The following is an 18,144-nucleotide window of genomic DNA, read 5'->3' on the forward strand; positions in this document are numbered from 1 at the left end:
CTCGGCCGGGAGTCAGCGCAGGATGGCGTCGAGCAGGTCGATGCGCATCCCGAATTTGTAGGGGGAGGCCTTTACCACCTCCATCTTCTGGCCAGAGATCGTCTCGTCGTTGCCCTCGAGGTAACCGCCGGCGTTGATGCCGATGACCTTGCCCTGGCCGTTGAAGATGGGGCTCCCGTTCATGCCGCTCGTGCTGCGGGCGTCGTGCTGGATCAGCCATGCCTCCGCCGCGGGCGCGGGCCGGCCGTTCGCGCCCGTGATCCGGCCGATGTTGGCGGCGAGGAACGTGGCGACGGGGTTCGCGGTGTCCGTGAGCCGCTCCGGGAAGCCGATCAGGTACACGTCGTCGCCGGCGCCCGCCGCGGCGAGCTCTTCCCGCGTCGCGAGCTCGAGCACGGCGGCCGCGCGCCCCGCGATCGTCACGGTGCCGATGTCCGGGGTGAGCTGATCCGCGCTGTCGCGGTACTGCGGGTGCGTCCGCATGCCGGTCACGGCGAAGTTTATCTGGCCCCGGCCCTCGTTCTCGAGCGCCACGATCGCGCCGCCGCGGCGCTTGGCCGCGGTGATGCAGTGGGCGTTCGTCACGAGGACGGAGGGCCGCACCGCGAACGCCGTGCAGAACCCCTCGCGCCCGGCGGCGAGCATGAAGATCCCCTTCCTCGAGCGGTCGTGGAGGTTGCGCCCGAAGTTGGCGTTCGAGGGGTGGAGCGTCCCGAGGCGGCGCTCGATCTCCTTGCGCCGGGGGTCCTCCGGCGAGAGGCCCGCGAGCTCCTCCCGCAGCTGGCTGATCTCGTCGTGGGAGGAGCGGTTGTAGACGATGAGCGCGGCGAGGCTGGCGAGCGCGATCACGAGGAGCGCGGCCAGGATGTAGGTCGTGCGCCGCTGGCCTGCCGTCGCGGCGTGCACCTCCTTGTGGAGCATGGCGTTGATCTCGACGGTGCCGCGGGGCTTCGCGCGCCCCGTGGCGGCCGCGACGGCGGAGGAGATCATCATGGCGATCGTCCGCTCGCCGACCCGCCGCGCGCCGGCCGGCGGCGCGGCCGGGACGTGTCCATGGGGGGCGGCAGCGGGCGCGGGGTACGCAGCGGGCGCGGGGTACGCAGCGGGCGCGGGGTACGCGGCGGGCGCGGGGTACGCGGCGGGCGCGGGGTACGCGGCGGGCGCGGGGTAGCCCGCTGTCGGCACGGGGTACGCAGCGGGCGCGGGATGGCCCGTCACCGGCGCAGGGTAAGCCGCGGCGGGAGAGAGGTGAGGCGCCACGGCGTGCGCCGGCGGCGGACCCGACGTGCGGCGCTCGATGAGCTCCAGCCGCACCCGCGGGCCCTTGGCGCCGAACGTGATCTCGTCGCCCGACGCGATCGGGTGCCGCTTGATCCGCTGCCCGCCCGCGTAGGTCCCGTTGCGGCTGTCGAGGTCGTAGAGCACCCAGCCCGTCGCCTCGAGGCGCGCCTCGGCGTGGTGGCTGCTCGCGTCGCGATCGTGGTTCGGGTCGAAGACGACGTCGTTGTCCGGCGCTCGACCGAAGCGCACCGCGCGCCGGTCGTGGAGCTCCACAGACCCGGCGTTGCGCCCGAAGGTGTGCACGACACGCAGCATCACGGCGCGGGGACCCCCTTCAGCAGATCGATCCGCATCCCGATGCGGAACGGCGAGCTCTGCGTCACCGTCGCCTTCCGGCCGTCGATCGTGACGTCGTCCTCGTCGTCGATGTGCGCCGCGTGGATGCCGATGACGTGCCCGTACTGGTTGAAGATGGGGCTCCCGCTGTTGCCCCCGCGCGTGACCGCGTCGTGCTGGATCAGGACGGCGCGGTCCGGCGTCGTCGCCTCCTCGTCGATGCCGGTCACGCGCCCGATGCGGCCCTGCAGGAACGTCGCCGAGGGGCTCAGCGGGTCCATCAGGCGACCAGGGAAGCCGATGACGTAGGCGTCGTCGCCCGGCCCGATGGCCCGCAGCTCGGCGTCGTTCGCGAGCTTCACCGTGTGCGTCGCCTTGCCGGTTATCCGGAGCAGGGCGACGTCCGGCGAGCCGGCGCCCGCCTGCCCCGGCTTGTACGCCGGGTGGGCCGACATCGCGACGATGGGGAAGCGGATCTTCCCCATCGAGTCGTTCTGCGTGACGATCGAGGTGCCGCCGCGGGCGCGGCAGTCGCGGACGCAGTGAGCGTTCGTCGCGAGCAGATCGGGCGCGATGGCGAACGCCGAGCAGCAACCGCCGATGCGGTTGTCCACCTTGTAGCCCATCACGTAGAGCGCCAGCCTGTTCTGCTCGAAGATGGCGCGCCCCGAGAGTACCTGCTCCGGGATCGCGCCCGACGGGCGCGCCGCGGGCGCGATCCCGAGGCCGACCTCGCGCGCCAGCGCGTCGGCCGCCCGGCGCGACCGGTACGTGACCACGGACGCCACCGCCACGGCGACGAGCGCCGCGGCGACGCCTAGCCCGAGGAGCAGGTTGTGGCGCGACACCTTGCGCCTCGCGTCGTCCGCCTTGGCGCGCACGAGCGCGAGCGCCTTCTCCTCGCGCCGCATCGCCTGCACGACGGCATCCTTGACGATGCGCTGCGCGGTCTCGACGTCGACGCGGCCGTCCGCGTCGGGGCGCCCGGGGGGCCACTCTTCCTGCGGGGCGGCCGGCGTCTGCCGGCCGCGCTTGTCGTTGCTGCGCAGCATCGCGGTGGAGGGCGCGCGCACGTGCGCCGCGCGCACCCTAACGAAGCAGGTAGTAGCCGGCGATGGTAACGCACGCGACGGCGCTCACGATCATCAAGATCACCAGCCACTGCGGCGCGCCGTCGGTCGGGATCATGATCGGCTCGTCGCCCTGGACGGGCGCGCGGGCGTTGCGCTCGTCCAGCGCGTCGTCGGCCGGCAGCGGCGAGGCGACCTGGTCGTAGTCGTCCCCGTCGTCGTCCATGTCGCTGTCGGCGCTGCTGCTGAGCCACGACTTCGGCGAGGGGGGGCGCTGCGAGATCTTCTTCTCGTCGAGCTCCTTCACCTTGCGCGCCGGCTCGGACGCGGCGGCGTTCTGCGCCAGGAGGTGCTCGGGCAGCGCGTACTTCTGGTAGCGGAGATCCTCGATGTCCTCGAGCTCCGGCGGGGCGAGCCCGTCGCCGTCGAACTTCGCGACCACCACCGTGATGTTGTCGTGCCCGCCGGCCTGGTTGGCCCGATCCGTCAGCACCTTGCAGGCCTCGATCGGATCGTCGACGGTCCGCAGCACTTCGCGGATCTCCTCGTTCCGCACCATGCCCGAGAGCCCGTCGGAACAGAGCATCAGCGTGTCGCCCCGCTTGAGCTCCACGAAGGTGAGGTCGACCTGCACCGAGTCCGCGGTGCCGAGCGCCTGGAGGATGATGTTGTTGTGCTCGAAGGTCTCGGCCTCCTCCTCGGTGAGCTGGCCCGCCTCGATGAGCTGGTTCACGAGCGACTGGTCGCGCGTCACCTGCACGAGCCGATCGCCGCGGAGGACGTACGCGCGGCTGTCGCCGACCTGCCCGAGGAACAGGTGATCGTCCATGAGCGCGGCGATGGTCGAGGTGGTCCCCATCCCTCGCCGGGTCCGATCGAGCTTCGCCTCGCTGAAGATCCGGAGGCCCGCCGCCTCGATCGACTGCACCAGCCGCGCCGCGAGCTCGTCGTGGTTCTCCGGGGGACCGGCGGCGCTCATCCGCTGGTAGATGATGTCAACCGCGAGCTGGCTCGCGACCTCGCCGGCCGCGGCGCCGCCCATGCCGTCGCACACGCCGAGCAGCGCGCCCCGCTCGCCGACGACCTGGTAGCGGTCCATCTCCATCAGGCCGCGGCTCGCGTTCGTGAGATCCGCGACGATGAAGTTGTCCTCGTTGTGCTCGCGGACCTGGCCCACGTCGGTGCGGCCGAACAGCCGCAGCACGACCTCGGGGCGGCGCGGCTCGTCGGGCGGTGTCGCCGCGCCGTCCATGCCGTCCGGGCGCTGCCCGCCCTCGTCCGGCTCGCCGGCTCCCGGCGCCTCGCCCGCGAAGCGCCCGGCCGCGCCGCCGCCATGGGCGGCCTCCGCGGCGGGGGTCTCGTCGAACGCGCCGTCGTACGACGCAGCCGCGAGCGAGGCGTGCGCTTGAGCGGCTGCCGGCGGCGCGTCGGGGGTCACTGCGTCTCCGAGGTCGTCCGACCGTGTCGTGCTTCCATCCGCGTCTTCCTCGCGCGACCCGCCCGCGGTGAGCCGCACCCGCGGCGGTGGAGGGAGCTTCCGCCCGACCTTCTCCGGGCTCGATGCGCTGGGCGCCTTCACGGGCTTCACGGCGATGCCAGCCTTCTGCGCGGCGTTCGCGGCCGGACGCGTCTTGGGCGGCGGGGGCTTCCAGTTCACGGGCTTGCCTGCTTCCACAGACCCCGCCTTGCCGGGCTCGAGCGACGCGGCGCCGTGCGGGGAGTCATGAAGCGCCTTGCCGGCGTGGCTGCTCGAGTCGGTTCCTGCCGACGCCGCGCCGGGGAGCCCCTCGACTTCCAGCGCCTCGGTCGGCGTTTCGCGGACGGTCTGGTCGCTCATCGGGTGAGATCCACGCGGAACAGGTGCTGCCCGATGCGCACGAAGTCGCGATCGAGGAGGCTGACGTCCTCGCGGATGGCGACGTAGGTCCCGTTCGACGAGTCCAGGTCGCTGAGCGTGAACTCCCCCGTGGCCGGGTTCCTCCGGATGGCGGCGTGGCGTCGCGAGAGGAACGGATCGGCCGTGAATACGATGTCTCCCGTCTCCCGTCCGATCACCGTCTCATCCCGGTAGAGGTGGTACACGTCCCGCATCACGCCCTCCACCGTCCGCTGGCAGAGTCTCGCCCGGCGGTGGATGGCGGGCGAGCCAAACAGCAACGTTCCATGCTGGATGGCATGGCCGAGGCCTCGCTCGCCGTCGTTCACGGTCTGAAACTGTAACACCTCGAGGCCCAGGAGGAGCAAGTCGCCATCTCGGAGGGCGTGCGTCTTCCGGATGCGAAGGTAGATGCGGTTGACGCTGCCCAGGTCACGGAGAACCCAGGACCCTTCCTGCGGAATGATCCGCGCGTGCCGGGGCGAGACGTACTGGTCGTCCTCCAGGAGGATCTCCCCCTCGGTGCGGCCGATGTCGATCTGCGGGCCGGCGAGGGGGAAGCTCTTTCCCTCGGTCCCGTCTTCGACGATCACGATGAGCTTGCCCTCGGGCGCTCGGGTCGGCTGGGTGTCAGCCCGGGTCGGCTGGGTGTCAGCCGGAACCCACGCCGGCGGGCGAGCCGAGAGGGACGCGCGCAGCGGAGCGAGCGGCTGCTGGGAGGGCGGAGGCGCGCTGCCCGTCTCGGTCGAGAGCGACCCGGCGGGCTCGGCAGCACGTGGGGGCCGCTGCGGGTCGCGCCGGGCGTCCGGGGCGAGCGCGGGCGCTGGCTGCGGGCGGTCGGTGGCGGGTCTGGCGGGGCGCTCGGAGGCGGGCCGCTCGCCCTCGAGGGGCGCGCCGCAGTACTTGCAGAACCGCGTGCCCGCCAGGCACTGACCGCGACAGCGCGCGCACTCGACCGGCGGGACGGGCGCCCGCTGCGAGGACGCGATGTCGACGACCGGCGAGCCGACGATCTTGTCGGCGCTGCTCCCGCTGGCCGCGGGCGGGGGCAGCCGCGCCGGGGGCAGGGCGACCGGTGGCAGCGGGGGCGGAGGCGGCCTGGCCGGCGCGCCGCCCCGTTGCTGCGCGTCTCCGGCGCCGGAGCGCTCGTCGCGGGCCGCCTGCGGCGCAGCCTCCGCCGGAGGTGCGTGCCGGGGCGCGGCGTGCGTGACGTGCGTGACGTCGTCGAGACCTCGCGCGGTCGTCCCGATCTCCTCGTGCGGCGGGGGCGCCATGTACGGCGCGCCAGGGGAGAGCGCGGCGCCTGGCTCGCCGCGCTCTCCCCTGGCGCGCTTCGACACCTGGCTCACCGGCTGTGGAGCGCCCGCCGCCGCTCCGCCATCTTTCCTGTTCAGCGGCGCGCCGCACGTCACGCAGAAGCGGTAGCCCGGAGGGTTCTCCCCGCTGCAGTTCGGGCAGGAGAGCCCCAGGATCGCGTCGGTGATCGAGGGCGTCGCGGGAGGCGCGGGCGCGTCGCCCCGCTCGGTGACCTTCGGCGCTTGCAGGGCTGGCACCATCTGGATCGCGCTGTCCAGCGCGCCGGCAGCCGGCGTCGCGGCGCCCTCGCGCGCCGGGCGCGATGCGCCCTCCGCGCGGCCGTGCGCCGCCGGCATGGCCGGTTCCGTCCTCGCCGAGCTGAGCGGGCTGAAGGAGAACACGGGCGCCTCCGGGCGAAGGCGCCCCGGCGCGCCGCGAGGCCCCGGCGGCCTGGCGGCCGCGCGGGCGTCGTTCGCGGGCGGCGGCGTCTCGGCCTGTGCAGGCGCGGGCAGGGCCGGGAGCGACACCTGCGGCAAGCCGCTCGGCGGCGTCGGCGGGACGACCCGCGCCTCTCGAGCCTTCAGCCGCCGACCGCAATCCTGACAGAACGTCAGATCGCCAGCGTTGTCGCGACCGCACACATCGCAGATCACGCTGCCGAGGGGACCGCGGAGCGACGGTCGAGTCAAGTAGCCGGTGCGTTCTCTCGAGCGGACAGGGGAACCGCTCAGCGCCGGCCGACCTCGGTCCGCACCTCGAGGAGGAGCTCGAAGCCGACGAATTGCGCGATGGCGGTGGCCCGCTCGTAGTTGGCCGTATCCCTCCAGCCAGCGAGCAGCACCGGCCGGTACACGCAGCTGACGCCGAGCACCGCGCGGCGCGAGACCTCCAGCTCGACCCCGACGCCGCCGAAGATGAGCGCGCCGCCCGTCTCGACGCCCCACTCGTTCCCGTAGGCGACGCCGCCGATCCCGGCGGAAAAGTACGGAGCCGCCCGGTAGCCGATGTCCGGCAGGTACCTCATCTCGGCCCGCAGCTGCTGGAAGATTCCAAGCCGGTAGAGGTTGCTCGAGTCCATTTTGGTGAACTGGTACGCGCCGCCGAAGTACCAGGGGCCCGGCGATCGGTATCCGCCGCGGATCGCGAGCCCGCCTCCGCTGCCCAGGATGCACGCGTAGAGGGGCCCCGAGCGCGGGCAGGCAGCGCCCGGATCGAGGCTCATCTCCGCCACGAGGGCGACGCCGTACTGCACGTACTCGACGTGCAGCGGCGGCGGTCGGGAGGCGAGCTCGACGCGCGGCTTGACGGCGAGCGATGGCTCCTGCTCGGCGGCGGCCTCGTCCCCCGCCGCGTGGAGCAGCGCGCTCCCGGCGGGCGCGGCGCGGCCGTCTTCGGCCCCTTCGCCCGGGCCTCCTCCCGTCCGGCCGCCGGCGGGAGCGCCCGGCGCGGCGCCGTGGAGGGCGCCCTCGGCCTGGAGGTGCGGAGGCGCGGCCCGCGCTGTCAAGGACAGCAGGGCGCCGGCCGCGATGATCGCGGCCGAGAGCGCGCCGGGCGGAGATCGCAAACGCACGAGTTGTTTGAGATACGCGAGAGATCTGCCGCCGGCAACGCTCCTCCGCCGCGCGGGCGCTGGGGGCGCGCCCGCGCCGACCTCCGACGTGGGGGCGCGCGTGGCCGCCTGGGGCAGCTCCGCGCCCCGCGGCGTCCCCGCCGCGCCCCCAGGAAAAGACGCGACGGAGGGGGGAGACGAGCGGTCTCTTGAAGCTCGACACCATACGCCGCTTGACGGCAGCTGCGAGGGTCGCCTAAACGAAGCCACCTTCATGGAGATTCACCTCGACAAGCGTGCCGTAAAGCAGATCCGCCTCTCTGCGGCGGATGCCGTTGAGGAAGGCGACACCGAAGCGCTGCGCGAGGACGTCCTCGAGGCGTTCTCGGAGGAGCAGGTCGAAGAGATCGAGCGTCGTCTGGACAGCGGTGATTTTTTTGAGTTCTTGACCGACGTGCTCGACGAGTGGGGGGGCGACGACGTGGACGAGCTCTTCGAGCTCCTCGAGACCCAGCTCGGCGACATCGGCATCGATCTGAAGTACGAGCCGCGCGAGGACGACGACGACCTCGATGAGGCCGACGACGAGGACCTCGCCGACGACGAGGACGAAGACGGCGACGACGACGACGACGCCGAGCTGGAGCCCGCGGACGACGAGGACGACTGAGCGCGGTCGGCGCGCCGCCGCGGCGACCGCGCCGCGCGGCGTCCCCGCGTCAAGGGTCCTTCCGTTCGTCGAGCTCGCGGAGGATGTAGTCCGCGCACGGGCGGGGCGCCGCCGGGAGCGACGGACATATAGCGTGCGCGCAGCGCGCGTAGCGCGATTCTGGGAGCTCCCGGGCGATTCGGGCTGCGGTGGCGCACGCCTCCTTGCTCCGGCCATCCTCGCGCCACAGCTTCGCCTCGGCCCAGAGCGCGTCGTCGCGCAGGATGGACGCGGGGTGGTCCGTATAGAGCTTGTGCAGCTCGCGGCGCGCGGCCGCGCGATCGCCGAGCGCGTCGCGGTAGAGGCGCGCGATCTCGAGCTGCGCGTCGTCGAACTTCCCGCGATCGTAGCTGCCGGTGACGGCCGGCTCGCGCGCGGAGAGCATCTCCCTCAGGTAGCCGATGGCCTCCTCGGGGCGCCCGAGCGACGCGGCGAGCTCCGCCGCGTGGAACAGGGCGTCGTCCGTCAAGCTGCCGACGGGGTACGGGTGCGCGCGCGCGGCGGCGACGAGCGCGCGCAGCGCGGCCTCGCGATCGCCGCTCCGCTCCAGGAGGAGCGCGGTGTGGTAGGCGACGTCCTGATCGAGCTCCGTCCCGCGGAGCGCTGGGCCGCGCTGCCGCAGCCACGCGAGCGCGCCCGCCGCGCCGGCGCGCTCCTCTTCGCGCCGGATGAGCCGCTTCAGCGCGTTGCGCGCGAGCCCGTGCGACGGGTGGCGCAGCGTCGCCGTCAGCAGCATCGCGTAGCCCGCGTCCGCGTCGCCGTGCTCGATCGCGAGATCGGCGAGCTCGAACTCCGCGCGCTCCGAGCGCGGCCCGCGCGGCGAGTCGGCGAGCAGCCGCTCGTACGACGCGCGCGCCTCGCCCCAGGACTCCTCGCGCTCGAACGAGCGCGCCTGCATGAGGCGCGCCTCGTCGCGGTCCTTCACGCGCAGCGCCTGCGACGCGGCGTCGTCGAACGAGCGGGCCGCCTCGCGGTAGCGCCCCGCGTGGTAGGCGCGCTCGCCGGCGGTCATCGCGGCGAGGTAGGCGTCGCCGCGCGCCGGCGCGCACCCAGGGCCGAGCAGCGCGGCGATCGCGAGGGCGAGCGCCGGCGCGGGGGCGTTCGTGCGGCGGCCGCTCATGCGCGCGCGCCCTCGGCGCCGCGATCGCGCGGCTGCGCCAGCACCTCGGCGAGCGCCTCGGCGAGGGCGCTCGCCGCGGGCGCGACCTGCTCCGGCGCGAGATCGAGGTGGGTCACGGCGCGGACGGCGCTCCGGCCCGTCGCCCCCACGAGCACGCCGCGCCGCCGCGCGGCCTCGACGAGCCGCTCGGCCGGGATGCCGGGCGTCTCGATGTAGAGGATGTTCGTCTCGGGCTCCTCGATCGTCGCGGGCGCCACAGCGTGGCGCGCCGCCGCGCGCATCGCCCGCGCGATGGCGCGCGCGGCCTCGTGGTCCTCGGCGATGCGGCCCTGGTGGTGCGCGAGCGCGTACAGGGCGGCGGCCGCGAGCACGCCGGCCTGCCGCATGCCGCCGCCGAGCATCTTCCGGAAGCGCAGCGCGGCGCGGACCACGTCGGCGCTGCCGCACAGCGCGGAGCCGACGGGCGCGCCGAGGCCCTTCGAGAAGCAGACGCTCACCGTGTCGAACGGCGCGGCGAGCTCGGCGGGCGTCCGGCCGGCGGCGACCGCCGCGTTCCAGAGGCGCGCCCCGTCGAGGTGCAGCGCGAGCCCGTGCGCGCGCGCGACCGACGCGATGGCGAGCGCGTCCTCCTGCGGAAAGACCCGGCCGCCCGCGCGGTTGTGGGTGTTCTCGATCGCGACGAGGCGCGTGCGCGGGAGGTAGTACTGCGGCGGCTTGATCGCGTCCTCGACGTCGGCCGCCGTGAACAGGCCGCCGCGCCCGGCGAAGACGAACTGCACGCCGCTCCAGGCGGGGGCGGCGCCGCTCTCGTAGAACGCGCAGTGCGCGCCCTCGCCCGCGATCACCTCGTCGCCGCGCTGGGTGTGGCAGAGGAGCGCGATCTGGTTGCCCATCGTCCCGCTCGGCACGAACAGGGCGGCCTCCTTGCCCGTGAGCTCCGCGACGCGCTCCTCGAGCGCCCGCACGGTGGGGTCCTCCCGGTACACGTCGTCGCCGACCTCGGCCGCGGCCATGGCGGCGCGCATGGCCGCGGTCGGTCGGGTCACGGTGTCGGAGCGGAGATCGATCGTCGCTTGCATCCTGGAACCTCGGCTGTCGGCGTCGGCCGACGTTGTAGCACCGCGTGGCGCCGCGCCCGCTACGCGGCGCCGCGCCCCCTACGCGGGGCTCGCCGCAGCGAGCCGCGGGAACCGCTCGGCCATCCGCCACGCGATCCGCGTCGCCATCGCCATGATCGGCACCTGGGAGTTCACGCCGATGCTCGTGGGGAGGATCGAGCCGTCGGCGACGAAGAGCCCCGGCAGCGCGAAGCACTCGCCGCTCTGATCGACGATCCCGCGCCGCGGATCGTTCGCCACCCGCGCGCTCCCGAGCGGGTGGAACGCCATGCACTCGATGCGGCGCGCGTCGATCGGAGCGCGCTCTGCCGCGCGCGCGGCGTCCATCGACGTGACCGGCGGCGCGCCGAGCAGCGCGGTGTAGACCTCGCGCGCGCCGGCGGCGAGCGCCATCTCGCTGAGGATCGTGATGGACCGGCGGAGCCGCGCGAGGTCCCGCGGCGCCATCGCGTAGGAGACGAGCGGCTCCCGGCCCGGGCCGGGGCGGACGCGGCCGCCGCCCTCGTCGTGGATCATGGCGCCGAAGACGGCGCAGCGCGACAGCGCGGAGGCCCGCCGCCGCAGCGCGGGCCCGACGCCTGGCAGGCCCGCCGCGAGCACGTTCACCGCCGAGTAGACGCCGACGAGCTTGATCCCCTCGGCGTCGAAGTGGTCGGAGTAGACGCTCTGGAGCGCGCCGTCCCAGCCGTTCAGCGCGTCGTCGAACCGCGCGACCACGCGCACCGCCGGGTGCAGCGTCACGCCGTCGCCGAGCCCGGAGCTCGCCCCGAACGCGCCCGTCGCGCGGAGGAGCAGCGGCGTGTGCAGCGTGCCGCACGCGGCGACCACGGCCTTCGCGCGCACCCGGAAGCGGCGCGGCGGGGCCCCGGGCTCGCCGCCGAGCAGCCTCCCCTCGACGCCGACGGCGCGCCCGCGCTTCACGGCGATCCGCTCGACCAGCGCGTCGGCGACCACGCGCGCGCCTCGCGCGGTCGCCGACGGCAGGTAGGCGACGTCGACCGAGCGCTTCGCCCCGGCGGGGCAGGTGAAGTTGCACCGGCCGTTGCCCTCGCACGCGCCGCCGGTGTTGCGGCGGAGCGGGCGCATCGGGATGCCGAGCCGCCTCGCGCCCTCGACGAGCCGCGCCGTCGAGGCGGACCGCAGCGCCTCGGGGACCTCGCGGACCTCCAGCCGCTGCTCGACGCTCTCGTACGCCGCCTCGAGGGCGCGCTCCGAGAGCTCGTCGAGGCCGAGGTCGCGCGTCCATCGCGCGTGGACGCTGCCCGGGATGCGGAAGCAGACCCCGCCGGTCACCACCGACGATCCGCCGACGGCGCGCCCCAGGGTGAGCGAGATCATCGGCGTCTGGCCGACGCCGAGCGCGGTGAACAGGCCGGCCTCGCGGAACAGCCGCCGCACCGACTCGCTGGGCTTCCAGCGCTGGTAGTCGTCAGGGCGAACGTGGGGGCCCTCCTCCAGCACGATCACGCGCCGCCCCGCCTCGGCGAGCAGCGCCGCGACGACCGCGCCGCCGGCGCCGGAGCCGACCACGACGACGTCGCACGGCTCGTCGAACCCCGCCGGCAGGTCGCGCCCGCTGACGATCGGCTCGCTCGACGCGATGCCGCCGTTCACGCGCGGCCCCCGGCGCCGAGCCCGGGCAGCCTGCGCCGCGCCGCGGTGCTCTCGCGGTCGAAGCCCGTCAGCGCGAGCTCCGCGCCCTCCTCGAAGGCGGCCATGCACATCGGCACCTTGAAGGCGAGGAGCAGCATCGCGAGGAGCCCGGAGCGGCTCGACTCGAGCGCCTCCAGGTACGCGAGCCGCCGGTCGAGCGAGAGCCGGCTCATCCGGCCGAAGGCGCCGATCACGAAGGGCGGCAAGAGCTCGAGGCAGACGGCCAGCAGCCCGAAAGCGCGCCGGGTCTCGGGGGTGCCCTGCTCGAGCGAGAGATCCAGCGCAGCGACCGCGCGCTCGCACACCTCGGCGCCCGGCGGGGCGAGCTCCCCGCGCTCGTCCTCGTCGCAGAGCATCGCCTCGGCGGCGGCCCACGCGACGCGTCGCGCCCACGGCGAGAGCCCGCGCCCGCCGCGCTCCCACAGCTCGACCCCTCGCGCGGCGCGCTCGGGCGCGCTCCTTCCCCCGTCCTCGTGCATGGCCGCGAGAGCCTAGCCCGGATCGACGCAGCGCCGAGGCCCAAGGCGGCGCGCGGCGTGGTCGGGTGATCCCGGGCGCTTGGCTCGGCCACGCGGATGGGGTGTTCGCGTGGCATTGCAGAACAACATCCTGACGGTCCGCTGAAGGCGCGCGCCGTGTCGCGTCGAGCGCGGCGCCGCGGCGCGTAGATCGCTCTTCGCGGACGCGCGTGGGCTGGCTGTCCGCCGCGGATCCGGTTCTGGTATTGAGCAGTGCGGCCGGGGGAGCACGGAGGAACGATGGCGGAGCGATCGCTGCAGCACCGGGATCCCGAGAGCAAGGACGACGAGACGCTGAGGAGAGAGGCGCGCGTGCACCTCGCGAGCGAGCCGGCGCTGCAGCTCGTGGCCGAGCTGATCGCGCGGCTGCGCGAGCTCGATCTGCCGTGGTGGACGCCGGTCAAGCTGCGCGAGCAGTTCGGCGCGGTCGAGCGGATGGGCTGGTTCCGCGAGCGGAGCGACGTGCGCCAGCAGATCTCGACGTCCCTCACCGGCCTCTCGCCCAAGGCCGCCCGCCGCAAGACGCCCGATTTCCAGGGCGCGCTCATCGACTCCGTCATCGACGAGGGCGACATCACCCCGCGCGCGTTCGAGGACGCGTTCGATCCGCGCGATCTCGCTGTGTACGGCCCGGCCGGCGGCTACTGGCAGTTCTTCCGGGACTCGGTGCCGTGGGATCAGGACACGCCGCAGCTCCAGGAGATCGTCGCGTGGCTGCTCAAGGCGCTGCTCGCGGATCGCAGCCCGTTCGAGGGCATCGGCAGGACGCCGATCCTGACGCCGTGGGACGTGCGCACGGCGATCGACGGTCGGCTGTGGCAGACCCGCATCCCGCTCGAGATCCGCGTCGCCATCGACAACGCGCGGCTCAAGCAGGAGCGCGAGCGCCCGGGCGTGCCGTTCCACGCCGACGGTGAGCTCGCGATCGCCGGGCCGGACGTCATCGCCGCGAACATCCCGCCGCGCGACATCCTCCCCGTGGTGCAGCTCGCGCAGAAGGCGATGCGCTTCGATGGGCCGCGGGCCGCCACGCCGAAGGCGGCGGCGCCGGTGGAGCTCTCGTCCGGCCGCGGCGGCGCGCCCGCTGCCGCGCCGCCGGGCGGCGCGGCGTCCGCATCGGCGCCGGGGGCCTCCGCTCCCGTCCCATCCAACGGCGGTCCCGTGTCGAAGCCGGCGGTGTCGGCGTCCGGCGGGCCCGTGTCGGCGCCGGCCCCCGTGTCGTCCGGCGGCGGGCCCGTGTCGGCGCCTGCCTCCGGCTCGCCCGGCGGCGCGCCCGACGCGGGTCAGGCCGGCAAGGCCGCGAGCGCCGCGCCCTCCGGGGCGTCCGGCTCGCCGCCGGGAGGCCTCGCGGCGTCGGTGAGCAGCCCGCCGGCCGGCTCCCCCGCGGGGCCGAAGGCCGGCGGCAGCGTCACGCCGCCGAGCGCGATCGCCGCGAGGCCGCCCGCCGCTGCGGGCGCCGCCGCGGCGTCGGTGTCGCTGCAGGGGGGTGAGCCGTCGCGCAGCAGGCTCCCGAGCGACCCTGGCACCTCGTCGGCCCGCGCATCGACGCCGCCCCCTCCGGCGGTGCGCGCGTCGACGCCGCCCGCGCCCCCGGCGGTGCGCGCATCGACGCCGCCCGCGCCCCCGGCGCCGCGCGCATCGACGCCGCCTGCGCCGGGCGCCTCGCCGGCCGGGGCCAAGGTCGAGTCGCTCGACGACCTCGAAGAAGAGGAAGACGACGACGGCGGAGAAGGCGGCGCACCCGAGAGCGAGCGCACGAATCCGTGGGCGACCTCGGGCGACGGGAAATCCAAGGACGACCTCGACGACATCGGCGACGTCGAGTCGGTGAAGTAGGGCCGCCGGAGCGCGAAGCGCCGTCCGCGAGTGGATGGCGCGCCGCTCCGCACCCGCTGGGCGCGCCGTCCGCACCCGCTGGGCGCGCCGCTCCGCACCCGCTGGGCGCGCCGCTCCGTCATGGGGCCGCGCTCCCCGCGGCGATCTTCATGCTTCTTCACACACGGTCCTGAACATCCTTCACACGCGCTGCGCAGCTTCGAGGTGTCCCGGAGCCGCGCGTCTGCGGCTCCGGTCGTTGCTGCCCGGGGCGGCGCCCGCGTTCGGACGAGCCGAAGCCGCGCGCACATGCCCCGTGCACGGATCGACGGCGGAGACGCTCACGGAGGGTACTCATCATGTTCGGATTCGTGGTTGGAACGGCCTGTCTGATAGGCCTCTTCATGACGCTGAAGCGCGGCTACAGGGGTGATTGCGGTGCGCCCTGGGGCGCTGGATCGCGCTTCTTCGGGCGGCGCGGCTTCGGGGGGCACGGCTTCCGCCGTCGCTTCTTCCTGTCCTTCCTCTTCGATCGGCTCGGCACCACGCCGACGCAGGAGAAGGTCATCGTCGCGGCCATCGACGAGCTCCGCTCCGCCGCAGAGGCCCAGCGGAGCGAGATCCGCGGCACGCGCGCGGACGTCGCTGCGGCGATGCGGAGCCCGAGCTTCGACGAGACGCGCCTCGGCGAGCTCTTCGCGCGCCATGACACGGCCATCGAGTCGCTGCGCAAGGCCGCGGTCGGCGCGCTCGCGAAGGTCCACGCCGTGCTCGAGGACCGCCAGCGCGAGCAGCTCGCCGATCTCATCGAGATCGGGCCGGCCGCGTTCCGCGACATGTGGTCCGGCAGGCCCGGGTGGCGCGGCGACGATCCCTACAGGACCCACGGCCGGTGGGCGTGAAGGAGACGATGATGCGACGCCAGATCACCATCGCGCTGCTCGCGCTCGGCACCGTCGCCGGCTTTGCCTCCGGCTTCTCCTCGCTGCGCTGCCGGGCGGAGGCCCGCCGCGACGCCTTCCAGCGCCACGTCGCGTCCATCTGCGTGGACGCCGCGCGGGAGGCCGAGCGCTCCTGCCCGTCCTGCCCGCGGAGCGCCCCGCGCGCGGCCCACGCGCCCGCGGCGGCCGACCCCGACACCGGCGCGGGTCCCTGAGCTATACAAGGGGTGAGCGGCGGCCGGTCGCCGCCGCACCTGCCCCACGGGTCCTTCCATGGCGCTGCGGCTCCTGCTCATCGACGACGACACACGGCTCCACGCCTTGCTCGCGAGCTACCTCGAGCAGAACGGGTTCGCGGTGACCGTCGCGTGCGACGGCGCGCGCGGCCTGGCGGCGCTCGCCGCGGGCACCTTCGACGCCGTCCTGCTCGACGTGATGATGCCGGGCATGGACGGCATCGAGGTCGTCCGCCGCATCCGGCAGAAGAGCTCGATGCCGATCCTCATGCTCACCGCCCGCGGCGACGAGGCCGATCGCGTGGTCGGCCTCGAGATCGGCGCCGACGACTACATCGCGAAGCCGTTCAGCCCGCGCGAGCTGCTCGCGCGCCTCCGCGCGGTGCTCCGGCGGGCCACGCCCGACGCCGCCGGCGAGCGGATCGTGGCCGGCGACATCGCCATCGACGTGCCCGGCCGCGTCGTCACCGTGTCGGGCAAGCCCGCCGATCTCACCGGCATCGAGTTCGACATCCTCGTGGCCCTCGCGCGGCGCGCCGGCCGCGTCGTCGCCCGCGAGGCGCTCCTCGAGGAGGCCGGCCGCGGCGACGTCAACGTCGGGGGGCGGACGGTCGACGTGCACATCTCGCACCTGCGGCAGAAGCTGTCCGACGACCCGAGGTCGCCGAGGCTCATCAAGACGGTGCGCGGCGTCGGCTACGTGCTCGCCAAGGACCGCGTGTGAGGAGGCGGTACCGATCCTGGCTCTACGAGAACGGGCGCAAGGTCTCGATCGGCCGCTTCCTGAGCGCGCGGCTGCACCGCCGGCTCTTCATGTGGTTCGGCGCCACCATCCTGATCACCGCGCTCGCCGCGGTCGCCACGATGGGGGCCATCGATCGCGTCGGCAACTCCGGCTGGCGACGCGAGCACGCCCGCGCCCAGTCGTTCGTGGCCCACGAGTTCGAGCGGGTATGGGCCGATCCCGCGGCCCGCGACGCCCTCGCCCGCGGGTTCGCCGAGGATCTCGAGATCGACCTGGAGCTCATCGACGCGACAGGGCGGCGGCTCGCGAGGTACGGCCAGCCCTGCCGGGCGCAGACCCTGGTCTCCCCGGTCCGTGACGAAGCGGGGCCGCTCGGCTCCGTGCTCCTCTGCCCCGCGCGCGGCCGCTCCGGCGGGTCGCTCCGGTTCGCCCTGCCGCTGCTCGCCGTGGCCATCGTCATGTGGGGGGCCTCCGGCCTCATCGCGCGCCGCCTCGCCCGCCCGCTCGTCGATCTTGCCCACGTCGCCCACGAGATCGGCGCCGGCAAGCTGTCGAGCCGGGTCCGGCTCGACTGCCACGGGCAGCAGGGCGAGGTCGGGATCGTCGCCGAGGCGGTCAACGACATGGCCGCGCGCATCGAGCGCCAGCTCGCCGACCAGAGAGAGCTCCTCGCCGCCGTGTCGCACGAGCTCCGTACGCCGCTCGCCCGCATCCGCCTGCTGACGGAGATGGCCCGCGAGGGCAACGGACCGAGCGCCTGCGTGCTCGACGACCTCGACCGCGAGGTCATGGAGATCGACGCGCTCGTCGGCGACCTCCTGGCCAGCTCGCGCCTCGATTTCGCGGCCCTCACCGTGACCCGCCTCGACCCGGCCGAGGCCGGGATCCGCGCCCTGGAGCGCGCCGGGCTGGATCCGACGCTGCTGGAGGTCGTCGAGGGGACGCCGGCGTTCCAGGCGGACGCGACGCTGCTGGCGCGCGCCCTCGCCAACTTGCTGGAGAACGCGCGCGCGCACGCCGGCGGGGCCGAGCGGTTGAGGGTCCGTCCCGGCGGCCAGCGCAGCGTCGTCTTCGAGGTCGAGGACCGCGGGCCCGGGTTCGCGGAGGGGGAGGAGACGCGCATCTTCGAGCCGTTCTTCCGGAGCGAGCGGGCGGCGGGCGGCGAGAGCGGCGCCGAGCGCGGCTCGCTCGGCCTCGGCCTGGCGCTGTGCAAGCGCATCGCGGAGGCGCACGGGGGCCGCGCGTTCGCCGAGCGCCGCGAGGGCGGCGGGGCGCGCGTCGGCATCGAGCTCGCGCTGCGTCCGCCGACCAGCGCCGCGCGCCCACAGCGACGCGACAGGGAAGCAACCGGAGCAGGCGCAGGCGGAGCAAACGTGGCAGACCGAGCAGACACAGACGCCCGCCCTCGCCGCGCGTAGCGTTCCCGCTTGACCGCGCGATGGGGCGGGTGCAACGCTCCCCGTGCTCGCGACCATGCGAATCCTTCTCTGCGAAGATCAGGACGCGATCCGGCGCATGATCGAGGCGCTGGTCGGAGCGAGTGGTCACGAGGTGATCGGCGTGGGCACCGGCCGCGAGGCGGTGGAGCGCGCCCTGACCGAGCCCTTCGACGTGCTGCTGCTCGACCTGATGCTGCCCGGGAGCATGGATGGCTTCGAGGTCTGCGAGCGCCTCCGCGCGCACCCGGGCACCTCCAGCCTCCCCATCATCGTGATCAGCGCCCTCGACGATCACGAGGCGCGCGCCCGCGCCTTGAAGCTCGGCGCGACCGCCTACTACGCCAAGCCGTTCCGGCCCCTCGAGCTCCTGGAGCACATCGGCGGGCTCAAGGCCGCGCGGCGCGCCTGAAGCGGCGGCCCCGCCTCGACGGGAGCCGTCCGT

General features: G+C 74.5%; 16 protein-coding genes. 7 read left to right on the forward strand and 9 right to left on the reverse strand.

Translation table 11 applies throughout. The annotated features are described in order from the left end of the window. Nucleotides 1-12: 12 nt before the first annotated feature. From WMF19_RS11740 to WMF19_RS11760, 5 genes are read right to left on the reverse strand one after another with little or no spacing between them, the layout of a single operon-like run. Entirely contained in the window at nucleotides 13-1,596 is a 1,584-nt protein-coding gene (locus WMF19_RS11740; protein WP_437901615.1) for an FHA domain-containing protein, read from the reverse strand. After that, entirely contained in the window at nucleotides 1,596-2,690 is a 1,095-nt protein-coding gene (locus WMF19_RS11745; protein WP_437800908.1) for a S1 family peptidase, read from the reverse strand. The genes WMF19_RS11740 and WMF19_RS11745 overlap by 1 nt, the downstream gene beginning before the upstream one ends. 16 nt (nucleotides 2,691-2,706) lie before the next feature. Further along, on the reverse strand, nucleotides 2,707-4,524 hold the full coding sequence (locus WMF19_RS11750) for a Stp1/IreP family PP2C-type Ser/Thr phosphatase (RefSeq protein ID WP_437899161.1): 1,818 nt from the start codon (nucleotides 4,522-4,524) through the stop codon (nucleotides 2,707-2,709). Further along, entirely contained in the window at nucleotides 4,521-6,548 is a 2,028-nt protein-coding gene (locus WMF19_RS11755; protein ID WP_437899162.1) for an FHA domain-containing protein, read from the reverse strand. The genes WMF19_RS11750 and WMF19_RS11755 overlap by 4 nt, the downstream gene beginning before the upstream one ends. 38 nt (nucleotides 6,549-6,586) lie before the next feature. Then, nucleotides 6,587-7,429: a hypothetical protein gene (locus tag WMF19_RS11760; RefSeq protein ID WP_437899163.1), complete on the reverse strand. Its 843-nt coding sequence runs from the start codon at nucleotides 7,427-7,429 to the stop codon at nucleotides 6,587-6,589. A gap of 253 nt (nucleotides 7,430-7,682) precedes the next feature. Here WMF19_RS11760 and WMF19_RS11765 point away from each other — a divergent pair, with 253 nt between their 5' ends. Continuing rightward, nucleotides 7,683-8,078, forward strand: coding sequence for a hypothetical protein (locus tag WMF19_RS11765; protein WP_437899164.1), 396 nt, complete (start codon nucleotides 7,683-7,685; stop codon nucleotides 8,076-8,078). A gap of 49 nt (nucleotides 8,079-8,127) precedes the next feature. On the opposite strand, the gene WMF19_RS11770 is transcribed toward WMF19_RS11765, so the two are convergent. The 4 genes from WMF19_RS11770 to WMF19_RS11785 form a co-directional block, all read right to left on the reverse strand. Continuing rightward, nucleotides 8,128-9,237, reverse strand: coding sequence for a tetratricopeptide repeat protein (locus WMF19_RS11770; protein WP_437899165.1), 1,110 nt, complete (start codon nucleotides 9,235-9,237; stop codon nucleotides 8,128-8,130). Next, nucleotides 9,234-10,316: a low-specificity L-threonine aldolase gene (ltaE, locus tag WMF19_RS11775; RefSeq protein WP_437899166.1), complete on the reverse strand. Its 1,083-nt coding sequence runs from the start codon at nucleotides 10,314-10,316 to the stop codon at nucleotides 9,234-9,236. Before ltaE ends, WMF19_RS11770 begins: the two co-directional genes overlap by 4 nt. A gap of 78 nt (nucleotides 10,317-10,394) precedes the next feature. Then, nucleotides 10,395-11,969, reverse strand: coding sequence for a GMC family oxidoreductase N-terminal domain-containing protein (locus WMF19_RS11780; protein WP_437899167.1), 1,575 nt, complete (start codon nucleotides 11,967-11,969; stop codon nucleotides 10,395-10,397). After that, a complete protein-coding gene (locus tag WMF19_RS11785; RefSeq protein WP_437899168.1) occupies nucleotides 11,966-12,487 on the reverse strand; it encodes a hypothetical protein in 522 nt (173 codons plus the stop codon). The genes WMF19_RS11780 and WMF19_RS11785 overlap by 4 nt, the downstream gene beginning before the upstream one ends. Nucleotides 12,488-12,766: 279 nt before the next feature. Between WMF19_RS11785 and WMF19_RS11790 the strand changes: the two genes are divergently transcribed. The 6 genes from WMF19_RS11790 (at nucleotide 12,767) to WMF19_RS11815 (ending at nucleotide 18,111) form a co-directional block, all read left to right on the forward strand. Further along, on the forward strand, nucleotides 12,767-14,362 hold the full coding sequence (locus WMF19_RS11790) for a hypothetical protein (RefSeq protein WP_437899169.1): 1,596 nt from the start codon (nucleotides 12,767-12,769) through the stop codon (nucleotides 14,360-14,362). A gap of 338 nt (nucleotides 14,363-14,700) precedes the next feature. Continuing rightward, nucleotides 14,701-15,243 carry a Spy/CpxP family protein refolding chaperone gene (locus WMF19_RS11795; RefSeq protein WP_437899170.1) on the forward strand — a complete coding sequence of 181 codons (543 nt, stop codon included), beginning with the start codon at nucleotides 14,701-14,703 and terminating at the stop codon, nucleotides 15,241-15,243. Between the two features lie 8 nt (nucleotides 15,244-15,251). Beyond that, complete coding sequence (locus tag WMF19_RS11800) at nucleotides 15,252-15,497, forward strand: hypothetical protein (protein WP_437328776.1); 246 nt, start codon at nucleotides 15,252-15,254, stop codon at nucleotides 15,495-15,497. 58 nt (nucleotides 15,498-15,555) lie between these two features. Continuing rightward, on the forward strand, nucleotides 15,556-16,242 hold the full coding sequence (locus tag WMF19_RS11805) for a response regulator transcription factor (RefSeq protein ID WP_272101733.1): 687 nt from the start codon (nucleotides 15,556-15,558) through the stop codon (nucleotides 16,240-16,242). After that, nucleotides 16,239-17,681: a HAMP domain-containing sensor histidine kinase gene (locus WMF19_RS11810; RefSeq protein ID WP_437899171.1), complete on the forward strand. Its 1,443-nt coding sequence runs from the start codon at nucleotides 16,239-16,241 to the stop codon at nucleotides 17,679-17,681. The genes WMF19_RS11805 and WMF19_RS11810 overlap by 4 nt, the downstream gene beginning before the upstream one ends. 55 nt (nucleotides 17,682-17,736) lie before the next feature. Next, entirely contained in the window at nucleotides 17,737-18,111 is a 375-nt protein-coding gene (locus tag WMF19_RS11815) for a response regulator (protein ID WP_012234686.1), read from the forward strand. The last annotated feature ends 33 nt before the right edge of the window (nucleotides 18,112-18,144 follow it).

The organism is Sorangium sp. So ce124 (assembly GCF_051525235.1).
Classification (GTDB): Bacteria; Myxococcota_A; Polyangia; order Polyangiales; family Polyangiaceae; genus Sorangium; species Sorangium atrum.

Excerpts from the sequence above, each read along its gene's own strand:
- WMF19_RS11740 (WP_437901615.1), bottom strand. The coding sequence starts at position 1,596 with ATGCTGCGTGTCGTGCACACCTTCGGGCGCAACGCCGGGTCTGTGGAG.
- WMF19_RS11770 (WP_437899165.1), bottom strand. The coding sequence starts at position 9,237 with ATGAGCGGCCGCCGCACGAACGCCCCCGCGCCGGCGCTCGCCCTCGCG.
- WMF19_RS11790 (WP_437899169.1), top strand. The coding sequence starts at position 12,767 with ATGGCGGAGCGATCGCTGCAGCACCGGGATCCCGAGAGCAAGGACGAC.
- WMF19_RS11795 (WP_437899170.1), top strand. The coding sequence starts at position 14,701 with ATGTTCGGATTCGTGGTTGGAACGGCCTGTCTGATAGGCCTCTTCATG.
- WMF19_RS11805 (WP_272101733.1), top strand. The coding sequence starts at position 15,556 with ATGGCGCTGCGGCTCCTGCTCATCGACGACGACACACGGCTCCACGCC.
- WMF19_RS11815 (WP_012234686.1), top strand. The coding sequence starts at position 17,737 with ATGCGAATCCTTCTCTGCGAAGATCAGGACGCGATCCGGCGCATGATC.
- WMF19_RS11785 (WP_437899168.1), bottom strand. The coding sequence starts at position 12,487 with ATGCACGAGGACGGGGGAAGGAGCGCGCCCGAGCGCGCCGCGCGAGGG.
- WMF19_RS11750 (WP_437899161.1), bottom strand. The coding sequence starts at position 4,524 with ATGAGCGACCAGACCGTCCGCGAAACGCCGACCGAGGCGCTGGAAGTC.
- WMF19_RS11800 (WP_437328776.1), top strand. The coding sequence starts at position 15,252 with ATGATGCGACGCCAGATCACCATCGCGCTGCTCGCGCTCGGCACCGTC.
- WMF19_RS11765 (WP_437899164.1), top strand. The coding sequence starts at position 7,683 with ATGGAGATTCACCTCGACAAGCGTGCCGTAAAGCAGATCCGCCTCTCT.
- ltaE (WP_437899166.1), bottom strand. The coding sequence starts at position 10,316 with ATGCAAGCGACGATCGATCTCCGCTCCGACACCGTGACCCGACCGACC.